Raw genomic sequence first — 19,191 nt, forward strand, 5'->3', positions numbered from 1 at the left:
AGCCGGCTCCGGGAAAACCTTCACACTCGTGAAAGAATACCTTCGTTTGGTACTGCAGAATCCTGATGAATTCAGGCATATTCTTGCTATTACCTTCACCAACAAGGCGGCAGGAGAAATGAAAGAAAGAATCATTTCGTCCCTTGTCGAATTAAGCCAGGGCAAAGGCGGTAACATGCGCGAACTCATGGAGGATGAATTGCCTGGCAGAAATCTTTCTGCACAGGCAGATAAGGCCCTGAAAAATATCCTCCACGATTACAGCTCATTTGCTGTCAGTACCATCGACAGCTTTTTCCAACGATTGCTTCGTTCACTTGCAAGAGAAATGCACCTGCCACTTCGGCTCGAAGTTGAAATCAACCTCGATGACGCGATCGCTGAAGTTACGGATCGGTTATTAAAAGATGTCGGTACCGACAAGGATCTTAAGGAATGGCTCAGCGATTTGCTGATTCAGAAAATGGATGAAGCGAAAGGCTGGAATATTGAAAACGATATCGCCCAGGTAGCAAAAGAACTTTTCAGAGATCGTCAGGAAGAATCAAAGGTCCTTACACGTGAAGAGATCAGGAAAATTTATAAAGAACTGGTGCTGATTCGAACATCCTTCGAATCGAAAATGAGTGCTCTGGGAACCCAGGCAGCACAGCACATCCGGAATGCGGGTCTGGAAATCGCCGATTTCGCTTATGGCAAAAGTGGCGTTATTTCCTATTTCGAAAAACTGAAAGCAAAAAACAGTCCGGATGACTATGTAATGAAACAACGTGCTCTGGACGCGTTGGAATCATCCGAGAAATGGGTAACGAAAAAATCAGCCCGACGGGATGAGGTTCTTTCTGTTGTTGAAAATCATCTGCTTTCCCTGCTCCATTCAGCTGCTTCTCTTGTTGAACAGGAATACAAAATATATCTGAGTGCATTTGAGGCTTTGCGAAGAATCTATGTGTTCGGAATCTACAACGATCTTTTGAAAAAATTCAGCGAATACAGGAATGAAAACAATGTAATTCTTCTCGCTGACACTACACGACTGCTTTCAGAGGTTATCACCGGACAGGATGCGCCATTCATCTATGAAAAAATTGGTAACCGTTACAAACATTTGCTGATCGATGAATTCCAGGATACATCTGTTCTGCAATGGAAAAACCTCCTGCCCTTGGTGATTAATTCACTGGGAAGCGGAAACATGGCTTTGGTTGTAGGCGATGCGAAACAATCCATTTATCGGTGGCGCGGTGGAAATATGCAATTGCTTGTAAAAAATATTTTCGAAGACCTCAAACAGTTCAAATCAATTTTTAAAGAGGAAGTACTTGCGACCAATTTCAGAAGTAAAAAAAATATAGTTGAGTTCAATAATAAGCTCTTTCTTTCAGCTCCCGACATTCTTGGGAAAAATCTGGGTATGGATTCCCATCCATTGCTCAAAATGGCCTATGCCGAAGATCTTGCACAGCATGTCGCGTATAAAAACAACTCGGGAGGTTACGTTAGTATCAAATTTATAGATAATGAGGAAGAAAGTTCCTTTTCAGAAGAAGTAAGTACACGTAAATGGAAAGAAATAGCCCGGGACCTAACTCGTGATAAAATCCGGGAACTCCTGGATTCAGGCTATCGATTCAGGGATATTGCTATTCTGGTACGTGGTAACCAGGACGGAAATGAAATGGCCAATTATCTTTTTGATAACGATATTAAAAATGTCATTTCCCCTGACTCTCTACTCATTCAGAAAGCTCCTCAAATCCGCTTTATCATCAGTATCTTCCGTTTCCTTGCCGATCCGACAGATGCAGTTTCGAGAAGCGAAATTCTGTTCTATTACCTCCAAAGACAAAAGGATAAATCAGGAATTCATCTGCACACAATTTTTGCCGATCATTTTAGTTCAGGGACAAAGAAGAAACAGAGCGCGACAGGTCTGTTTGACACACTCGCTTTTACCGATAACCTTTTCAATAAAACTCTTCCCGCGGATTTTATTGATCATGTACTTTTTCTCAGTAAACTTCCGGTTTATGAACTTTCCGAACAACTGATCCGGATTTTTGAATTGAATAAATCTCCGGACGCATACATCCAGCGTTTCCAGGATCTGATTCTTGAATACAATACGAAATTCATCACCAGTTTACACGGGTTCCTTGAGTGGTGGAATGAAAGTCCTTCCGTGAAAAATTGCTCCGTAATTATTCCTGAAAATGAAAATGCCATTCGCATCATGACCATTCATGGATCTAAAGGATTGCAATTCCCTGTAGTATTGATGCCTTTCTGTGAATGGAAATTGACTCCCAAAAGCAATGAACTCCTTTGGGCTGAATCGGATGTCCAACCTTACGCTGAAATGGGACACGTCGCTGTACTCACTTCCAATCGCTTGAAAGAAACTGTTTTCAAAGACTCTTACGAAGAGGAACTGAATCAAACCATTATCGATAATTTGAATCTTCTCTATGTCGCATTCACACGCGCTGAAGAACAATTGCTTGTTTATCTTCCGGAAACCGGCGAAGGAGAAATGAACAGCGTCTCACGTTTGATTAAACAACTCATCCCTGTTCTTGACCTTGAGCAGGGTGAAACAAACCATTACCAAACAAAAGATTCCCAAACTATTCTCAAGACTACCCGGAAAAAGGAATCCGAATCCGGTAAGGTAATTTCAGAAAAATTAAAACATTACCCATCCAACCGCTGGCAGGAAAAAATATCCGTTTCCTCCAAAGCTAAAAATCTCAGCGATATCACTGAAGACAAGCAATTAAAAAAGAAGAACTATGGTATTCTGGTACATGACATCCTGAGTAGAATTCGTAAACCAGAGGAAGTAGAGAAAGCTGTGCAAGCAGTAATCTACGAAGGCATCATTTCAGAAAAAGAAAAGGAAATCCTTGTAAAGCAAATTGAAGAATTACTGGAGATGAAAGAAATTGCGGGATTCTTTGACTCCTCATGGGAATTCATGAATGAACGGGAAATCATTCTCCCCGATGGTCGTTTGCTGCGACCTGACCGGGTAATCTATAACAAGACAGAAACGAAAATTATTGATTTCAAAACCGGTAAAAAACAAAAATCCCATGCGGATCAGGTAAACGAATACGGTAACACCTTGTCGCAAATGTCTTATCCCGGAATTCGTAAGTTCCTTGTATATATCGCCGAAAAAGAAGTAGTTGAAGTAACATAATCAGCCAGGTGATTCATTGAAGCATTTGCAGATTCCCGCCTAAACATGTAAGTTTGAATTCTCATCCTTCCGGAAATGCTTAATTCCAATAAACTGAAACTGACACTCGTCGACGACGACGCCCAAATGAGTGAAATGCTGAAAGATTTCTTTTCCGGCAGATTTCCTGCTTCTGTCATTTCAAGCTATCCTACCGGTGAACTGGCCTTACAAGGCATGTTCGAAGCACCGGACCTTATTGTACTCGATTATCATCTTGATTCAGCCGACCCTACTGCCATGAATGGCCTGCAGGTTTTGAAAAAAATAAAAGAACAGTTTCCGGATGTTCCCGTGATTTTTCTTTCGGGTCAGGAAAAAGCCGAGATCGCTGCGAATACCATGAAATATGGAGCCTATGACTATGTGGTGAAAAATGAAAGTGCTTTTCACCGACTTGAAATTCTGACCAATAACATTCTTGGACATGCGCACCTCAAAAAAAATCTGGGTGCACAAAAATTTTTCAATCGATTACTTGCTTTGTTAGTATTGGCCCTGATAGTCGGAATGATTGTCAATAAATTTTTGGGCTGATCCATATTCCCAAAATTTCACTTTAAACATTCTGCTGTTTCTAAGAGTTCGTATTCCACGAAAACTTAAAATTATAGCAATAAAAAAACCGGCAAGAATAATTCATCTTGCCGGTTAATTCCAATCTGTCTTCGGGCGATCGAGGTTACCCTTTTTCATTAAATTAACGCTGCGACCCGTTAATTTAACTATGACATTCCGTCCGTTGTGTTCACGAGAAAAGTTTTATATTGGATGACGATGATGATTGGTGAACCAAAGTAACATCGACTTTTCCCGCTTTAGTATATGAAATTTGCAACTGGCAGATTATATGGATAACTGGAAGGAATGGGTTTACAGGTGGCAGGATTTTCCTCAGGCTTTTGCCAGCTGCTCAAGGAAATCATCCTTTTTGCGACGGGAAACGTCTACTGTACTGCCGTCAATCATTACAACATAACCACCCTCACCTTTAACATATCTCACAATGTGATTTATATTAATCATGTGGCTGTGATGAATGCGAACAAATCCATAAGGACCGAGCAAGGATTCGTATTCTTTCAGTGATTTCGTGACCAGAATTTTACGTTTAGTGGTGAGATGGAAATCCGTGTAATTCCGGTCACTCTGAATCCGGATTATTTCTTCAATAGGTATAAAAGACAAACCATCAGAAGTTGGGACTGCAAGTTTATTGAGCAGTTTCGCTTCCCTCTTGTCTTCATTTTTATAACCCTTTCTCTCAAGACGTTTTTCAACTTTCTTAAGAGAAGATTTTAAATCAGAAAGGCGAATAGGTTTTACCAGGTAATCCAGTGCACTGTGACGGATTGCCTCTAAAGCATATTTGTCGTGGGATGTGATAAAAATAACTTCAAATTCTATTGTTCCAAGCTTCTTAAGCAAATCAAATCCACTGCCATCTGGCAATTCGACATCAAGGAAAACAAGATCGGGATCTAATTTGCTGATCTTTTTAAGCGCCTGCTTGACGGTTCCACAACTATCAGAGATCTTAACAGATGAATTACATTCCAGAACAAGATCTTTCAGAATTTCTTCGCTGATCGGGTCATCTTCAACAATCAGAGTTTTTATCATACCCTGCTAATATAAACTTTTTCTTATAATTCAATGTAATATTCCGATTTTCGAAATTGTCTATGACCAAGATCATTTAGTCAATTAATTCAATTTTATTTAGTTAACTATAGATCTATGAAGAAGAATATTCCTGTCTTCAGATACAGGAACCAGATTGCTTTTTCACTAATTTGATCCCGGATACTAATCCTATACAACTTTAAAAAAAATTGAATGAATCAGGATCGCCTCCATTTCCTTGATAGCTCGAGAGGACTAGCGGCTCTGGTAGTTTTTATTTCTCACTTCATCCTGTTTTTTTACCCCGGGTTAAATTCGACCTGGCTGGCATCTACCCCGTTTCATATTTTTTGGGATGGATCCACAGCGGTAATCTACTTCTTTATTCATAGTGGTTTCATACTCACTTATCGACTTCAACAACGCAATTTTAATCTCACATCAAGTTCCTATCTGGCATTTGTATGGAGAAGGATTTTCAGGATTTATCCGGTTTTCCTTTTCGTATTATCCGGCATGTTTCTGCTTTTAAAATCAGGCTATTTCTCATTCAATCCGGCTGGGTCAGCTTCTACCCCACTAAACCTTTATTGGAAATTCGAATCCGGAATTATGGATGTTCTGAAGCAGGCATTATTGGTTATTCGAATTCCAAATGATCCGGTTATGAGATTACTTCCTCAGGACTGGAGCTTATCAATAGAAATTGCAGTTTCGCTCCTGCTGCCTGCGCTTTTCGTGTTGCATTCAAAGCATTCTGCAATGCTATTGTGTTTGATCTACATTTCAGTTCAACTATTATCACTTGATCCATTTGTCTTTGACTTTGCACTCGGTATAAGTATCGTAAAATTCTATCCCTTCTTCCGTTCCTGGTGGCAAAATCAAAAAACAATTTTTACAAAATCATTGGTGCTCATTTCAGCCATATTACTTTGTACCTCATCGCATTTTCTGAATCCAACAATTTCCAATTTCCTTGATCTGATCCTGATTCATACAAATGCCTGGGGTTGCTCTTTCTTTCTTCTGATGTTGCTCTCATCCTCCCGAATTCAAAAGTTGCTCAATATCCGCTTACTTGTCCTGCAAGGGAAAAGCTCTTACAGTATTTACCTTGTCCACCTGACATTACTTTTTCTTTGTTACCCGATCTCCACAAGTAATTTTATGTCACTTCCTGTTTTAGGTGTTCTCATTTATTTCCTTGTATTAGCCATTTCCATTCTCCTTTATTTTGGAATTGAATTACCGGCCATACGCCTTGGCAGAAAATGGGAGCAAAAAATCTTTAAAAATTAATCAAAAAAGGCTATTTTTATTAGAAATGGAACATCCCTCACAGAAGATGAGGAAGGGAATTTTGTACCTTTGCTGCAAATCACAAAAGCTATGTCAAATTCAATATATAATGTTCCGGCTGCTGTAAATGAACCGGTTCTGAATTACGCTCCCGGAAGTCCCGAACGTGAAACCCTTAAAGCCGCAATCCTCAAAATGCGTAGTGAAGTACGTGATGTCCCGATGTACATCAACGGAAAAGAAGTGAGAAGCGAAAAGAAAGTTGCCATTACCCCTCCTCACGATAACAAGACTGTTGTTGCGCATTTTCATCAGGGTGATAAAACCCATATTAAACTTGCCATTGATGCAGCTTTACAGGCTCGTTCAGCTTGGGCGGCACTGGATTGGGAACAACGTGCCTCAATCTTTTTGAAAGCCGCCGATCTGCTTGCCGGTCCCTACCGGGCTATCATCAATGCTGCAACTATGATTGGGCAAAGCAAAAGCGTTTACCAGGCTGAAATTGATGCTGCATGCGAACTGATCGACTTCCTCCGTTTCAATGTTCAGTACATGCGGGAGATCTATACCCAGCAACCGATTTCATCAAAAGGTGTATACAACCGTGTGGAACAAAGACCACTCGAGGGTTTTGTCTTCGCATTGACTCCGTTCAACTTCACGGCAATCGCGGGAAATCTTCCTACATCAGCAGCTCTGATGGGAAATGTGGTTGTCTGGAAACCGGCAAACACCCAGATCTATTCCGCCAGTATCCTGATGAAAATTTTCCTCGAAGCCGGTGTTCCTCCGGGAGTTATTAACCTGGTCTATGTTTCAGGACCGGATGCAGGGGAAGTGATCTTTAATCATCCTGATTTCGCCGGCATTCATTTTACAGGTTCTACAGGTGTATTCCAGGATATCTGGAAAACAATCGGTAACAATATCCACAAGTATAAATCCTATCCACGGATTGTAGGTGAAACCGGTGGTAAAGATTTCATCATGGCTCATTCCTCTTCTGATCCTGTCGCATTATCGACAGCACTTTCAAGAGGAGCTTTTGAATATCAGGGACAAAAATGTTCTGCAGCTTCCAGAGCTTATATTCCCAAAAGTCTTTGGCCAAAAGTAAAAGAAGGTCTGATTGCCGATTTGAAATCATTTAAAATGGGTCCGACAGAAGATATGAGTAATTTCATCAATGCTGTTATTGATGAGAAGTCCTTTGATAAACTCGCCAAGTATATCGATGCAGCCAAAAATGATCCTTCTGTAGAAGTCATTGCCGGTGGTACCTATGATAAATCCAAAGGATATTTTATCGCGCCAACCGTCCTGCTTGCAAAAGATCCGAAATACACCACCATGTGCGAAGAGCTCTTCGGTCCGGTGCTCACAATTTATGTTTATGAAGATGAAAAATTCGAAGAAACACTTGACCTGGTAGATACAACCGGCGTCTATGCTTTAACAGGTTCCATCTTCGCTCAGGATCGTTATGCTGTCAACACAGCCACAAAAAAACTGGTGAACGCGGCCGGAAATTTTTACATCAATGATAAATGCACCGGCGCCGTCGTCGGACAACAACCTTTCGGTGGCGGACGGGCTTCAGGAACCAATGACAAAGCCGGATCCATGCTCAATCTCCTGCGCTGGGTTTCTCCGCGTACTATTAAAGAAACGTTTGTTCCCGCTACAGATTATCGCTATCCTTTCCTGAATGAAGAAAATCAAAACGGAACCTCTCAGAAGGAAAGTGTTAAAGGGAAAATGAACGTCAATTAATCTTCCCAAAAACATAAAAAGCCCCTCGAAAAGGGGCTTTTTTCTTTTATATCGATTCCATTTCGTATTAACATCGTTTTGTTATAATCTGACAACATTTCCGGGTGCTATTGCGTTAGAATACCTATACTTTTAGAACATGAAAAAGAAACAGAGCTGGTTCATGGAAGACCTTTTTCCATACCTCAGAAATAAATACACGCTTACATTTCTGGGCTTTTTGATCTGGCTTAGTTTTTTTGACCGGAATGATTTTATTACTACTTCTTCCTACCGACAAAAACTGAATGAGCTAAAAACTCAAAAGGAATACTTTGAAGAAGAAATTGAAAAAAACAAAGCCTATCTCCTCGATCTTCAAACCAATCGCGAAAATCTCGAAAAGTACGGTCGCGAAAAGTATTTCATGAAAAGAGATAACGAGGATGTTTTTGTGATCGTAGACAAACGAAAAAAGAAATGAACTTAGGTGTTAGATGTTAGGTGTTAGATGAAATCAACGGAATAAATCGTATTCAACATAAACCTAAAACTTTTTCCCAAAAACAACCCGGAACCCGAAACCCGGAACCCGGAACTCTGAACCCTACTCATAAACCCCAAACACCCTCCTCATCGCGTCCGAGATTTCTCCGAGGGTGGCCAGATTTTCAACAGCATCAATAATAACAGGCATCAGATTGGTTCCGTCTTTTGCGGCACTTTCAACAGCGGCAATACACTGATTTACTTTCAAGGAATCTCTTTCAGATTTTAATTGATTGATTTTCTTTATCTGAACTTCCCGGATTGAGTCATCAATTGAAAAGTGTTTATCAAATGGCGGTTCCTGCATTTCAAACTGATTCACTCCAACAATAATTCTCTCCTTACTTTCTATTGACTGTTGATATTCATAAGAAGCATTCGCGATTTCGTTTTGAATATATCCGGCTTCAATAGCGTTCACTGCCCCACCCATCGCGTCAATTTTACGGATATACTCCCAGGCAAGCCTCTCTACCTCATCAGTCATGGTTTCAACAAAATAAGATCCGGCCAATGGATCCACAGTTTCTGTGGAACCACTTTCGAAAGCTATAATTTGCTGTGTCCTTAACGCGATTCTGGCAGCTTCTTCAGTCGGAAGACTTAATGCCTCGTCATAACCATTGGTATGAAGAGATTGTGTTCCTCCAAGTACAGCAGACAAAGCCTGCAAGGTTACCCGGATAATATTGTTCATGGGTTGCTGCGCGGTAAGTGTGGAGCCACCGGTTTGCGTATGAAACCTCAGCATCATCGCACGCGGATCTTTCGCGCCCATTTCTTTCATGATACTAGCCCACATTCTTCTGGCAGCCCGAAACTTCGCGACTTCCTGGAAGACATTGTTATGAGCATTAAAAAAGAAAGACAAGCGCTTGCCGAAAACATCGATGTCCAGCCCTTTTTCAAGAGCTGCTTTCACATAGGCTTTACCATTTGATAAAGTAAAGGCCAATTCCTGAACAGCGGTAGATCCGGCTTCCCGAATATGATATCCTGATATCGAAATCGTATTCCACTTGGGAACCTCTTTACTGCAGTATTCAAAAATATCCGTGATGATCCGCATCGATGGCTTCGGAGGATAAATATAAGTTCCTCTGGCAGCATATTCTTTCAGCAAATCATTCTGAATCGTTCCGGATATTTTTTTCAAATCCGCACCTTGCTTTTTTGCCAACGCGATATAAAATGCAAGCAAAATGGAGGCAGTAGAATTAATTGTCATGGAAGTGGTAATACCTTCCAGACGAATTTTATCAAACAGTATTTCGAGATCACGAATTGAATCAATGGCAACACCGGCTTTACCAACTTCACCTTCCGACAAGGCATGATCTGAATCGTATCCGATTTGCGTTGGTAAGTCAAAGGCGACAGACAAACCTGTAGTCCCCTGCCCTAACAAATAATGATAGCGTTTATTACTTTCTTCAGCCGTAGAAAATCCGGCGTACTGACGCATGGTCCAAAGCTTACTGCGATACATGTCGGCCTGAACTCCGCGGGTAAAAGGAAACTCTCCGGGCTTTTCCGCCTTTGTATCATGATTGGAATAAACCTGTTTAATTTCTATTCCGCTTTCAGTAACAAATTTCTTTCCGGCAACTTCTTCAGTTTTCATGGTCTTCAAATTAATGCTCAATAAAATTCAGCGCAGCAATCTTAATTACCCAGCAATTTCCGGGCTTCCGACTTTAAGAAATCAATCGCCTTTTGTGTGGGAAGCATTTCGGTCTTTAAGACCTGCTCGAAAATCTGTGTACTCATTTGAATACCCGTACCATTCATCCCCACCTGGTTGAATGCATTATTGACAATACGAATCATGTCTTCTTTCGCGCTCTTCACTTCCTCCCAGCTTTGTTCTGAAACATAAATCTGTTGAGATAAATTATGTTCGAATTCCGCTCGTATCGTGGCTACCAGATCCGATTGCAATTGTCCTGCCGTCATGCCACCACGATGAACACGAACGAGAATGCTGTTCGGATTGATTCTTTCCAGAAAAAGCACAAGTCTTTCATAAGCCTGTAACTTCAGAGGAGTCCCGTCTTTCTGGCGAACAGCCTTTTCATCCATAGACCGGATTTGCATGTCCCTGTCAAGAAATTTTCTGACGGTCAGCAAATAAGTGTCAAGAGATCTTTTTACAACAAGAAACATGGCCATCAGTACCAGGAAAGCCGGTACAAAATACAGGAGAATGTCGGTGTAATCTTTGGTTTGATTCATGGATAGTTTATTTACCAGGCTCGGTATTTTGTTGTGAAATCAAATAAGTGTTTCAGTATTTTTTGTTCAGCAGCGTTGAATTCCATCTTTCTTCTTTCATACACTCGTTGCGCTACTTCTACGGCTTCTTCTATTCTGTAGGTTTTAAATCCTTCCGAACCGCCCCAGGAAAAGGAAGGTACAAATTTTGGCGGAAATCCATTGCCATAAATATTGGCACTTACTCCAACGACAGTTCCGGTATTGAACATGGTATTGATACTGCATTTCGAATGATCTCCCATGATCAGCCCACAGAACTGCAAACCGGTATTTATAAATTGCTCTTCTTTGTAACTCCAGACTTTTACTTTCGAATAATTATTTTTCAGATTTGAATTATTGCTATCAGCTCCAAGATTGCACCACTCACCCAATACTGAATTTCCAAGGAAGCCGTCATGTCCTTTGTTGGAATAACCAAGAATCACAGAATTACTAATTTCTCCACCAACTCTGCATTCAGGTCCGATGGTGGTGGCACCATAAATTTTAGCACCCATTTTCACCTGCGCGTGTTCTCCAAGGGAGAATGGCCCCCGAATCATGGCGCCTTCCATCACTTCAGAATCTTTTGCGAGATAGATCGGTCCTGTAGAGGCATTCAATATCGCGCATTCCACTTTAACGCCTTCTTCCAGGAAAATATTTTCCGGCTGAATGCACTTGTTCGAAACCGGAATAGGTTGTGATTTACGGCCGGCCGTAAGAAATGCGAAATCATCAGCAATAGCTTGCTCATTCCGTGCAAACAAATCCCAGCTGTATTCAATTTTATTGACCTTCTCAGGATAATTGATTGTCTCAGCTGCGGGAAGCTTAGCGCTCTTTTCAAATCCTTCCAATGCAGTTCCAGCAACCCTTTGTGCAAGGATAATTTCCCCCGACATGAGCCTGCTGCCTGTTTTCAGGTCGCGTATGCCGGCCACCAAATTTTTATCCGGTAGTATAGAGCCGTTGATAAAGAGATTATCCTCTCCAAGATTCATTGGAAACTTTTCACGGAGATAATCTTGGGTTACAAAAGAACCTTTCAGGTTCAATTGCTTTTCCCATTTATCCCGAATAGTCAGAATTCCAACACGCAGTTCGCAAACCGGTCTTGTATAGGTTAATGGTAATAAATTTTCTCTGGTCTGGTCGTCAAAAAAGATAAGGTTCATTCCGTCTGGCTTGATTGAGCGATCAAAATTAAAAATAAGCAGGGTATGAAAAAGAAAAAGTCCTCCGGGTTTTGGAGGACTTTTCAATCTTTATCAAGGTTCTTTATTTCGTTACTTCTTTCTTCTTAGCGTAACGTGTACGGAACTTATCTACACGACCGGCAGTATCCAGAAGTTTCATCTTGCCTGTATAGAAAGGATGAGACATATGGCTGATTTCGAGCTTCACAAGTGGATATTCTTTGCCATCGGTCCATTTTACTGTATCTTTCGTTTCGATGGTTGAACGGGTCATAAAGGAATAATCGCAGGAGATATCCTTAAATACGACCATTCTATAGTTCTGGGGATGAATGTCTTTCTTCATTATCTTCAAAATTGAGGCTGCAAATTTAAGCTTTTTCTATAAATAATCAAATCTTCTGTGAAAAAAATTGGAAAAACTTGTTAAAAAGAGAAAAATATGAGCTTTTTCTCTATTTCGATCAATCCATATGTGGATCCGATTCCAATGGGACTCCGGATTGCTCCCGCTACCATGTTTTTAGGCACAATCACCATTTAGAGTCAACTGCCTGCTTCCAGTGCTTGACAACCATCAAATATGGAACTATCTTGTCGGCTCATCAGAAACGTTATTAAGGGCTGCAAAGGTTCTCCCCCTGAAAAACATTTCTTAAATTTGGGATTCAAAGCGAATTCTATTTGGTACTTCTCCTAACCACATCGGTTTGGTTGTGCTGATGTATTTTGCCAGAACAGGCCTCACCTGAAGACCAACCTCTAATCTGAAAAAGAAGAAGTAAAAATTAGCTCAGACTATTACTGAATTGAAATCCTAAACTCTCACCTACCCTCCTGTTCACCGGAGGTGTTTATTATGCATCCTGTATCCATGAAGGAAGAATTGATTATCAAGCTGGAAGAACTCACCAAAGAAACAGTTTCGGAAGAAACTTTTTCAAAGGCAGAGGAAATTAAAAATGATTATTTGCGCGAATGCGATCGCTTACACCAGGAACTGCAACAGCAATTCATCGCGGATGGCGGACTGGCAGATGATTTCGAACCGCCAAAAGACCCACTTGATAATCGCTTCAGTGAGTTGATGCATATTTTGAGCGACCGCCAATCCAAATTCAGAAAAATGAAAGCGGATGAGGTGGATTCAAAATACAAAGAAAAAGAAGCTGTGATTGCCGAACTGGAAAAACTGATTTCCGAAGAAACCAATATCGGCAAAGCTTTCAATACATTCAAGGATCTGCAGAACCGCTGGAACGAAATTGGCAATGTCCCTACCCGGGATTACAAAAATCTGCAGAGCATTTATCATCGTCACGTGCACAACTTCTATTACAACATGAAGTTGAGCAAGGATCTGCGCGAACTTGATTTCAAAAGAAACTTCGAACACCGCACACAACTGCTATCAAAAATTGAGTCTCTCCTGCCGATGGATTCCATCAAAGGAATAGAACGAATGATTAACCTCTACCGGATGGAATGGTCAGAACTCGGGCCTACTTCTCCGGAAACAATTGAACCTCTCAGAAATAAATACCGTGAGCTCATTGGCCAGGTGTTTCAAAAAATCAGAGACTTCTACCAGGAACGCCAAAAAGAAGAACTCACCAATATTGAAGCGAAAAAAGCGCTGCTGATCAGAGCCCAGGGAATTGCCGAGGAGAATTTCGATACTCCAAAACAATGGCAAACCATGACCGATACCTTCAATGGTATTTTTGAAGAATGGAAAAAACTTGGTTATGGTCCAAAAAAAGAAAACGAACAGGTCTGGAACGAATTTCGCGCCGCTCTCAATAAGTTCTATGGAAAGAAACGTGAATTCTTTGGCGACCTGAAGAAAACTCACAAAACAAATAAAGACAAAAAAGTTGCTATCATCGAAAAAGCTGAAGCGATCGCGAATGGTACACATGAAAGCTGGGATGAAGTGACAAAACAAGTCCTGCAACTTCAAAAAGACTGGAAAGAAGCTGGTCATATCGAACAATGGGAAGAAAATAAACTCTGGAAAAAGTTCAGGGAAGCCTGCGATAAATTCTTCAATAATAAAAGAGAACATTTCAGTTCAAGGGATACTGAACAGGCAGAAAATCTTGCCAAAAAAGAGGATCTGATCAAACGTATCGAAGCCTTCACTCCATCCGGAAAAACAGATGAGGATCTTCGACAGTTGCGTGACTTCGCCGCTGAATTCAAAAGTATCGAACATGTTCCAATCCGTGATAAAAACCGGATCTGGGACCGTTATAAAAAAGCTCTGGATTCAAAATACGACGCGATGAAACTGGAATCCTCCAATTTGCATCTGGAAAAATTCAGAAGCAATGTGGAAATGCTTTCTCAGTCAGAAGAAGCCGGAAATCTCCTGCGCAAAGAAAAGAGTATGATCAAAGAAAAGATCAACAAACTCCAGGCAACCATCAGTCAATACGAAAACAATCTTGGCTTCTTCCGCAATTCGAAAAATATGGGTGGACTACTCCAGGAAGTAGAACAAAATCTGACCCGCGCGAAAGAAGAAATAGAAATGCTCAAGAAAAAATTAAAATTATTTTCAGACGCTAACCAGGGATAAACTTCCTTGTTTGCCGATGAATACTTACGGGTTGAATGAAAAAATACCCCGGGGAAATTTCCCGGGGTATTTTTTTTATTGGAAAACAAACACAACTATGGGAGGAAAAATATTTTCTGAGTTTTGACAAAACCATTTACGTCCAGACGAACAAAATAGATTCCGGGTGAAAGTGTTCTTGATCCTACTGTGTACGCATGATCACCGCTTTGCAAACTGCCCTTGTAAACTTTCTCAACAATATTTCCAAGAAGATCAACAACACTTAGATCCACTTCAGCCTGTTGAGAAATATCAAATTTAACCTGGGTATTTTCCTGGAACGGATTTGGAGAAGCTGTCATACTTCTGACTGGTGAATTGAGTTCTCCGATTCCATTGCTCAAACGATACGCATAAACCGGTTCGCAATTACAGAATGTATCGATGCCGATTACTATGCAGGCACATACATTGTATGTTCCTGTATCTGCATATTGATGGATCGGGTTTAACGCACCCGTTGAATCATACGTACCATCACCAAAATCCCAGAAGATCGCGGAAGGGTTGCCACAATTGGATTGCACCCAGAAATTCATATTCACACCAGTCTGATTCAACGAATCCGGATATGCACCGAATGAAGGGGCACATGGTGAAAGAGCAGTCACATTGTTGCAATAGGTACTGGTACATTGGTTAACAGAATCAACAATGGTCAGACATACACGGTAAGTTCCGGGAGCAGCATAAGTATAAACAGGATATTGAACATTAGAAGTACCGCCATCACCGAAATCCCAGAACCATGCGTTTACATTTCCCGGAGATTGATCAAAGAAGTATACGGTCTGGAAATTAATTGAATCAGTGATGCTGGTAAATTGTGCTGAACAACCCGCCTGAGTAACAACCACTGTATCACAAACTGAACTGGTACACATAGAATCTGTGATGGAAAGACATACTAAATACATACCTGGAACCGTATACTGATGCATAACTGACTGGCCAGGATAACTGGTTGTAGTATTTCCATCACCGAAATCCCATGATCCGATATGGTTATACGGAATACTGTTGTCCTGGAAGTAAACATCTGCTCCTACAATCTGAGCGGTAAAGGATGCCTGGCAACTGGTAGTATTACCAACATAAACAGAATCGCAATAAGTAGCATTACAACCGGAAGAAGTTGAAATAGTCAGACAAATTGCATACACACCCACATTCGCGTAGGTATGTGTCGGATTTTGAAGGTTGGATGTTCCTCCGTCTCCAAAATCCCATGCCCAGGCGGTAATGGTGTTTGAAGAAGATGAATTATCCACAAAAATCATCTGCAATGGATTTCCGGTACTTGCATAGAAATCTGCAGAACAGAAAGGACTGCGGATATCCACGCTGTAACAATATGTGTCAGTACATCCTGTTGAACTGGTAATGGTCAGACAAACCTGGTAAATTCCAACTCCCGGGAATGTATGATTCGGGTTCTGCAAAGTGGATGTTGTACTGTCTCCAAAATCCCAGAACCAGGAAGTGATGTTTCCGGAACTTGTATAAGAAGAATCAGAAAAAACTGCATTCAACTGCCCTGGTATGTTATTGAAACCAAATCCTGCAATACAGAACTGTCCGGTTTGTACCTGAACATAGGTACAAGTGGTATTAGAACACATTCCTCCGGTAGTAGTAATGTTCAGACACACGTAATAAGTGCCCGTATTTGAATAGGTATGTGAAGGGTTCTGTGAAGTTGAAGACCCACCATCACCAAAATCCCAGGCCCATGAAGCAATTGCTGCGCTCCCGCCATTACTCAGATCCGTGAAATTAACCGTTCCACCACTAACTGAATAAGTAAAATTGGCTGAACATGGAACAACCGGCGGTCCGGCATAAACAGAATCACAATATGTTGCCGTGCAAGCAGGATTAAATGTTACTGTAAGACAAACCAGATAGTAGCCTGTGGCAGTATAGGAATGCGATGGCGCTTGCAAATTCGAAGTTCCACCATCACCAAAATCCCAGGCCCAGCTCACCGCAGTTCCGCCGGAACTTGAATCAAAAAACTGAATAGAGTACCCGCTTGAATCAGGAAATCCAAAAAATGTTGTTCTGCATTGCGCATTAACCTTACTGAGATTACCAGCAAGAGTCAACAGCAGTAACAAAAGCCCAAAGTAAAGAACCCTTGGTCTGCTCGCTGTTGTGGGAGGTTGAATTGTTTTCATAGAAATTGGTTTTAATGATTATTTGATACCAAAAGTATGGTCAAGGTTAATTCTCTGAAACACCAAATACAGGATTTCTTACGTATATAAACGGTCATATAATTGTAATTTTGGTCATTTTTTAAGCAATTAATATGAATTTAGCATTACTTTTCTTACCTAAATTAATTGAATTCAAATAAGACTACAAATAGCTCGTTTCAAACGAAAATCTATCTTTGTGACCCTATGAAAATTATCCTGCGACAAGTCCTCCATTTTGCATTAATACCCATCGCTGTATTTTTTATCCTCACTATGGATTCTTGCAAAAAAGAAGAATTCAGCACTGACTCATCAGCCAAACTGGAATTTTCACAGGATACCGTAATCTTTGATACCGTATTCACACAGGTTGGCAGCGCAACTGAAGTCTTCACTGTCTACAATAGAAAAAATTCGCCGCTCAAAATCTCTTCCATCCGACTGGCGACCGGAATGAACTCTCCATACAGATTGAATGTGGATGGAGTTCCCGGCAAGTCATTTTCTGATGTTGAAATTGGCGCTGAAGACAGTCTGTTTATTTTTGTAGAAGTAACAATCGATCCAAATAATCAGAACACTCCACTGATTGTTACTGACTCAATCCTTTTTGAAACCAATGGGAATCTACAAGATATTGATCTTGTCGCATGGGGACAAGACGCCTACTTTCATCGCTCTCCCTCGAATAGTGGTTCATTATTTTTTCTTCCCTGCAATGATGTCTGGAATAACGACAAGCCTCATGTAATCTATGGATATGCCCTTGTTGATTCAGGCTGTGCGCTTACGATTAATGCCGGCACCAGAGTACACAGCCATCCCGGCTCAGGGATTATCGTGCTATCGGCAGGCACACTTAAGGTAAACGGTACACTCACTGATCCTGTTACTTTTCAGGGCGACAGGCTTGGTGAAGAATTCAAAGATGTCCCCGGACAATGGGACCGGATTTATTTATCCAACATCACACGTTCCAATCTTTTAAATGGCACTTCAGAAATTGGACCCGGAAGCAGAAATTCTGAGATCAAATACGCCATCATCAAGAATGGAAACATCGGTTTGCATGTTGATACTGTCTTCGCCTCAACAGGCGAAACGACCTTGCGTATAGAAAATACAATTGTGAAAAATATGGCCGGAAACGGTTTGTATTTCCGTGGCGCCGTGATCAAAGCATTCAATTGTGTGTTCGCGAACTGTGGTTATCAGACTGCGGCGATTTTGTATGGAGGAAATTATGATTTCTACCATTGCACATTCGCAAATTTCTGGACAGGCAGCAATCGTCAGGATCCGGCCGTTTTGCTCAACAATTATTTCGGAGTGAATGTGCGTCAACTGAATGCGACATTTTACAATTCGATTATCTATGGAAATCTCGACAATGAAATCGGGCTTGACTCCTTTCCGAACGCTGCTCCGGGCCGATTCAACTTTCGCTTTGATCATGTTATGTTGAAAGTTGAAAATAGTTTCCCGATCGGAAACCCCGCGAATTACAATGCAATCCTCGCAGGATCTTCAATAGATCCAAAATTCAAAGACATCGATAACAATATCTATGAAATCGATTCAACATCTGTCGCTGTTGACGCCGGTAATGCGGCTTTTGTGAATGCTGATCCGGTACTGAATTTTGATCTCAAAGGAAATCCAAGACCGGTAAGCATCATTCCTCCCCCACTTCCTGACCTGGGAGCATACGAGAGAAGATAAAATTTCATGTCCGCACGTTCTGTTTTTTCCACCGCCTACTTCCCTCCTGTTTCTTATGTATTGCAATGCATTTCTGCAGGAGAGATACGGATTGATCACAATGAACATTTCATAAAACAAACGTACAGGAACCGTTGTCATATTTACAATTCGAACGGATTGCTGCCCCTCATCATTCCTGTTGAACATGCCGATCTTCACAAGAAACCTATCCGGGATGTGAAAATTTCATTCGGGGCCGACTGGAAAAAAAATCATTGGAGAGCGATTTGCTCAGCATATCGAAATGCGCCATTTTTCGAATTCCTGGAAGATGAATTTTCAAATGCATTTCATGCCGAAAAAACTTTTCTTGTCGACTTTAATACACATCTGCTCGAAAAATTATTTTCTATTTCCAAATTGCAATTGAAAATTGAATTCAGTGATTTCTATGAGAAAAAAATAACTGACTGTCAGGATCTGAGAAACACTTTTCATCCTAAAAAACATAGTCAATTTTCAACACCCGTTTACCACCAGGTCTTTGCCGACAAACACGGCTTCCTTCCTGACCTTAGTTGCATTGACTTTCTTGCTAACGAAGGTTCATTCAGAATCTAGTACTTTTTTTGTTTTCATTCACAGCACCCGGCTCTGTCAATGTGTGAAGGAACAATCTTTTGACACAAAGGTTAAAAGATTGTTTATGCAAAATTCAGGAAA

General features: G+C 41.0%; 14 protein-coding genes. 8 read left to right on the forward strand and 6 right to left on the reverse strand.

The features are described from left to right. Nucleotides 1–28: 28 nt before the first annotated feature. Both IPP86_15275 and IPP86_15280 read left to right on the forward strand, forming a co-directional pair. The gene (locus IPP86_15275; GenBank protein MBL0139864.1) at nt 29–3,205 is read left to right on the forward strand and encodes a UvrD-helicase domain-containing protein; all 3,177 of its coding nucleotides are present in this window, start codon (nt 29–31) and stop codon (nt 3,203–3,205) included. A 75-nt stretch (nt 3,206–3,280) separates the two neighbouring features. After that, nucleotides 3,281–3,781, forward strand: a complete 501-nt coding sequence (locus tag IPP86_15280; protein ID MBL0139865.1) for a response regulator — start codon at nt 3,281–3,283, stop codon at nt 3,779–3,781. Nucleotides 3,782–4,138: 357 nt separating this feature from the next. On the opposite strand, the gene IPP86_15285 is transcribed toward IPP86_15280, so the two are convergent. Further along, nucleotides 4,139–4,867 carry a response regulator transcription factor gene (locus IPP86_15285; protein MBL0139866.1) on the reverse strand — a complete coding sequence of 243 codons (729 nt, stop codon included), beginning with the start codon at nt 4,865–4,867 and terminating at the stop codon, nt 4,139–4,141. Between the two features lie 216 nt (nt 4,868–5,083). Here IPP86_15285 and IPP86_15290 point away from each other — a divergent pair, with 216 nt between their 5' ends. From IPP86_15290 to IPP86_15300, 3 genes are all read left to right on the forward strand, one after another. Beyond that, nucleotides 5,084–6,172, forward strand: coding sequence for an acyltransferase (locus tag IPP86_15290; GenBank protein MBL0139867.1), 1,089 nt, complete (start codon nt 5,084–5,086; stop codon nt 6,170–6,172). A 90-nt stretch (nt 6,173–6,262) separates the two neighbouring features. Next, a complete protein-coding gene (gene pruA / locus IPP86_15295; GenBank protein ID MBL0139868.1) occupies nt 6,263–7,948 on the forward strand; it encodes an L-glutamate gamma-semialdehyde dehydrogenase in 1,686 nt (561 codons plus the stop codon). 163 nt (nt 7,949–8,111) lie between these two features. Next, nucleotides 8,112–8,411, forward strand: coding sequence for a septum formation initiator family protein (locus IPP86_15300; GenBank protein ID MBL0139869.1), 300 nt, complete (start codon nt 8,112–8,114; stop codon nt 8,409–8,411). Nucleotides 8,412–8,534: 123 nt separating this feature from the next. Here the strand turns inward: IPP86_15300 and IPP86_15305 are convergent, their stop codons facing one another. The 4 genes from IPP86_15305 to IPP86_15320 all read right to left on the reverse strand — a co-directional run bounded on the left by IPP86_15305 (nt 8,535) and on the right by IPP86_15320 (nt 12,280). Next, on the reverse strand, nt 8,535–10,100 hold the full coding sequence (locus tag IPP86_15305) for a methylmalonyl-CoA mutase (protein MBL0139870.1): 1,566 nt from the start codon (nt 10,098–10,100) through the stop codon (nt 8,535–8,537). Nucleotides 10,101–10,141: 41 nt separating this feature from the next. Continuing rightward, nucleotides 10,142–10,711, reverse strand: a complete 570-nt coding sequence (locus tag IPP86_15310) for a hypothetical protein (protein ID MBL0139871.1) — start codon at nt 10,709–10,711, stop codon at nt 10,142–10,144. Between the two features lie 11 nt (nt 10,712–10,722). Next, a complete protein-coding gene (locus IPP86_15315) occupies nt 10,723–11,913 on the reverse strand; it encodes a GlmU family protein (protein ID MBL0139872.1) in 1,191 nt (396 codons plus the stop codon). 103 nt (nt 11,914–12,016) lie between these two features. Continuing rightward, nucleotides 12,017–12,280: a type B 50S ribosomal protein L31 gene (locus IPP86_15320; GenBank protein ID MBL0139873.1), complete on the reverse strand. Its 264-nt coding sequence runs from the start codon at nt 12,278–12,280 to the stop codon at nt 12,017–12,019. 528 nt (nt 12,281–12,808) lie between these two features. Between IPP86_15320 and IPP86_15325 the strand changes: the two genes are divergently transcribed. Beyond that, complete coding sequence (locus IPP86_15325) at nt 12,809–14,518, forward strand: DUF349 domain-containing protein (protein MBL0139874.1); 1,710 nt, start codon at nt 12,809–12,811, stop codon at nt 14,516–14,518. A gap of 95 nt (nt 14,519–14,613) precedes the next feature. Here the strand turns inward: IPP86_15325 and IPP86_15330 are convergent, their stop codons facing one another. After that, the gene (locus tag IPP86_15330; GenBank protein ID MBL0139875.1) at nt 14,614–16,740 is read right to left on the reverse strand and encodes a PKD domain-containing protein; all 2,127 of its coding nucleotides are present in this window, start codon (nt 16,738–16,740) and stop codon (nt 14,614–14,616) included. 228 nt (nt 16,741–16,968) lie between these two features. Between IPP86_15330 and IPP86_15335 the strand changes: the two genes are divergently transcribed. Next, on the forward strand, nt 16,969–18,486 hold the full coding sequence (locus tag IPP86_15335) for a hypothetical protein (GenBank protein ID MBL0139876.1): 1,518 nt from the start codon (nt 16,969–16,971) through the stop codon (nt 18,484–18,486). 6 nt (nt 18,487–18,492) lie between these two features. Further along, on the forward strand, nt 18,493–19,089 hold the full coding sequence (locus IPP86_15340; protein ID MBL0139877.1) for a WbqC family protein: 597 nt from the start codon (nt 18,493–18,495) through the stop codon (nt 19,087–19,089). Nucleotides 19,090–19,191 lie beyond the last annotated feature (102 nt).

This window comes from Bacteroidota bacterium (assembly GCA_016720935.1).
Classification (GTDB): domain Bacteria; phylum Bacteroidota; class Bacteroidia; order AKYH767-A; family 2013-40CM-41-45; genus JADKJP01.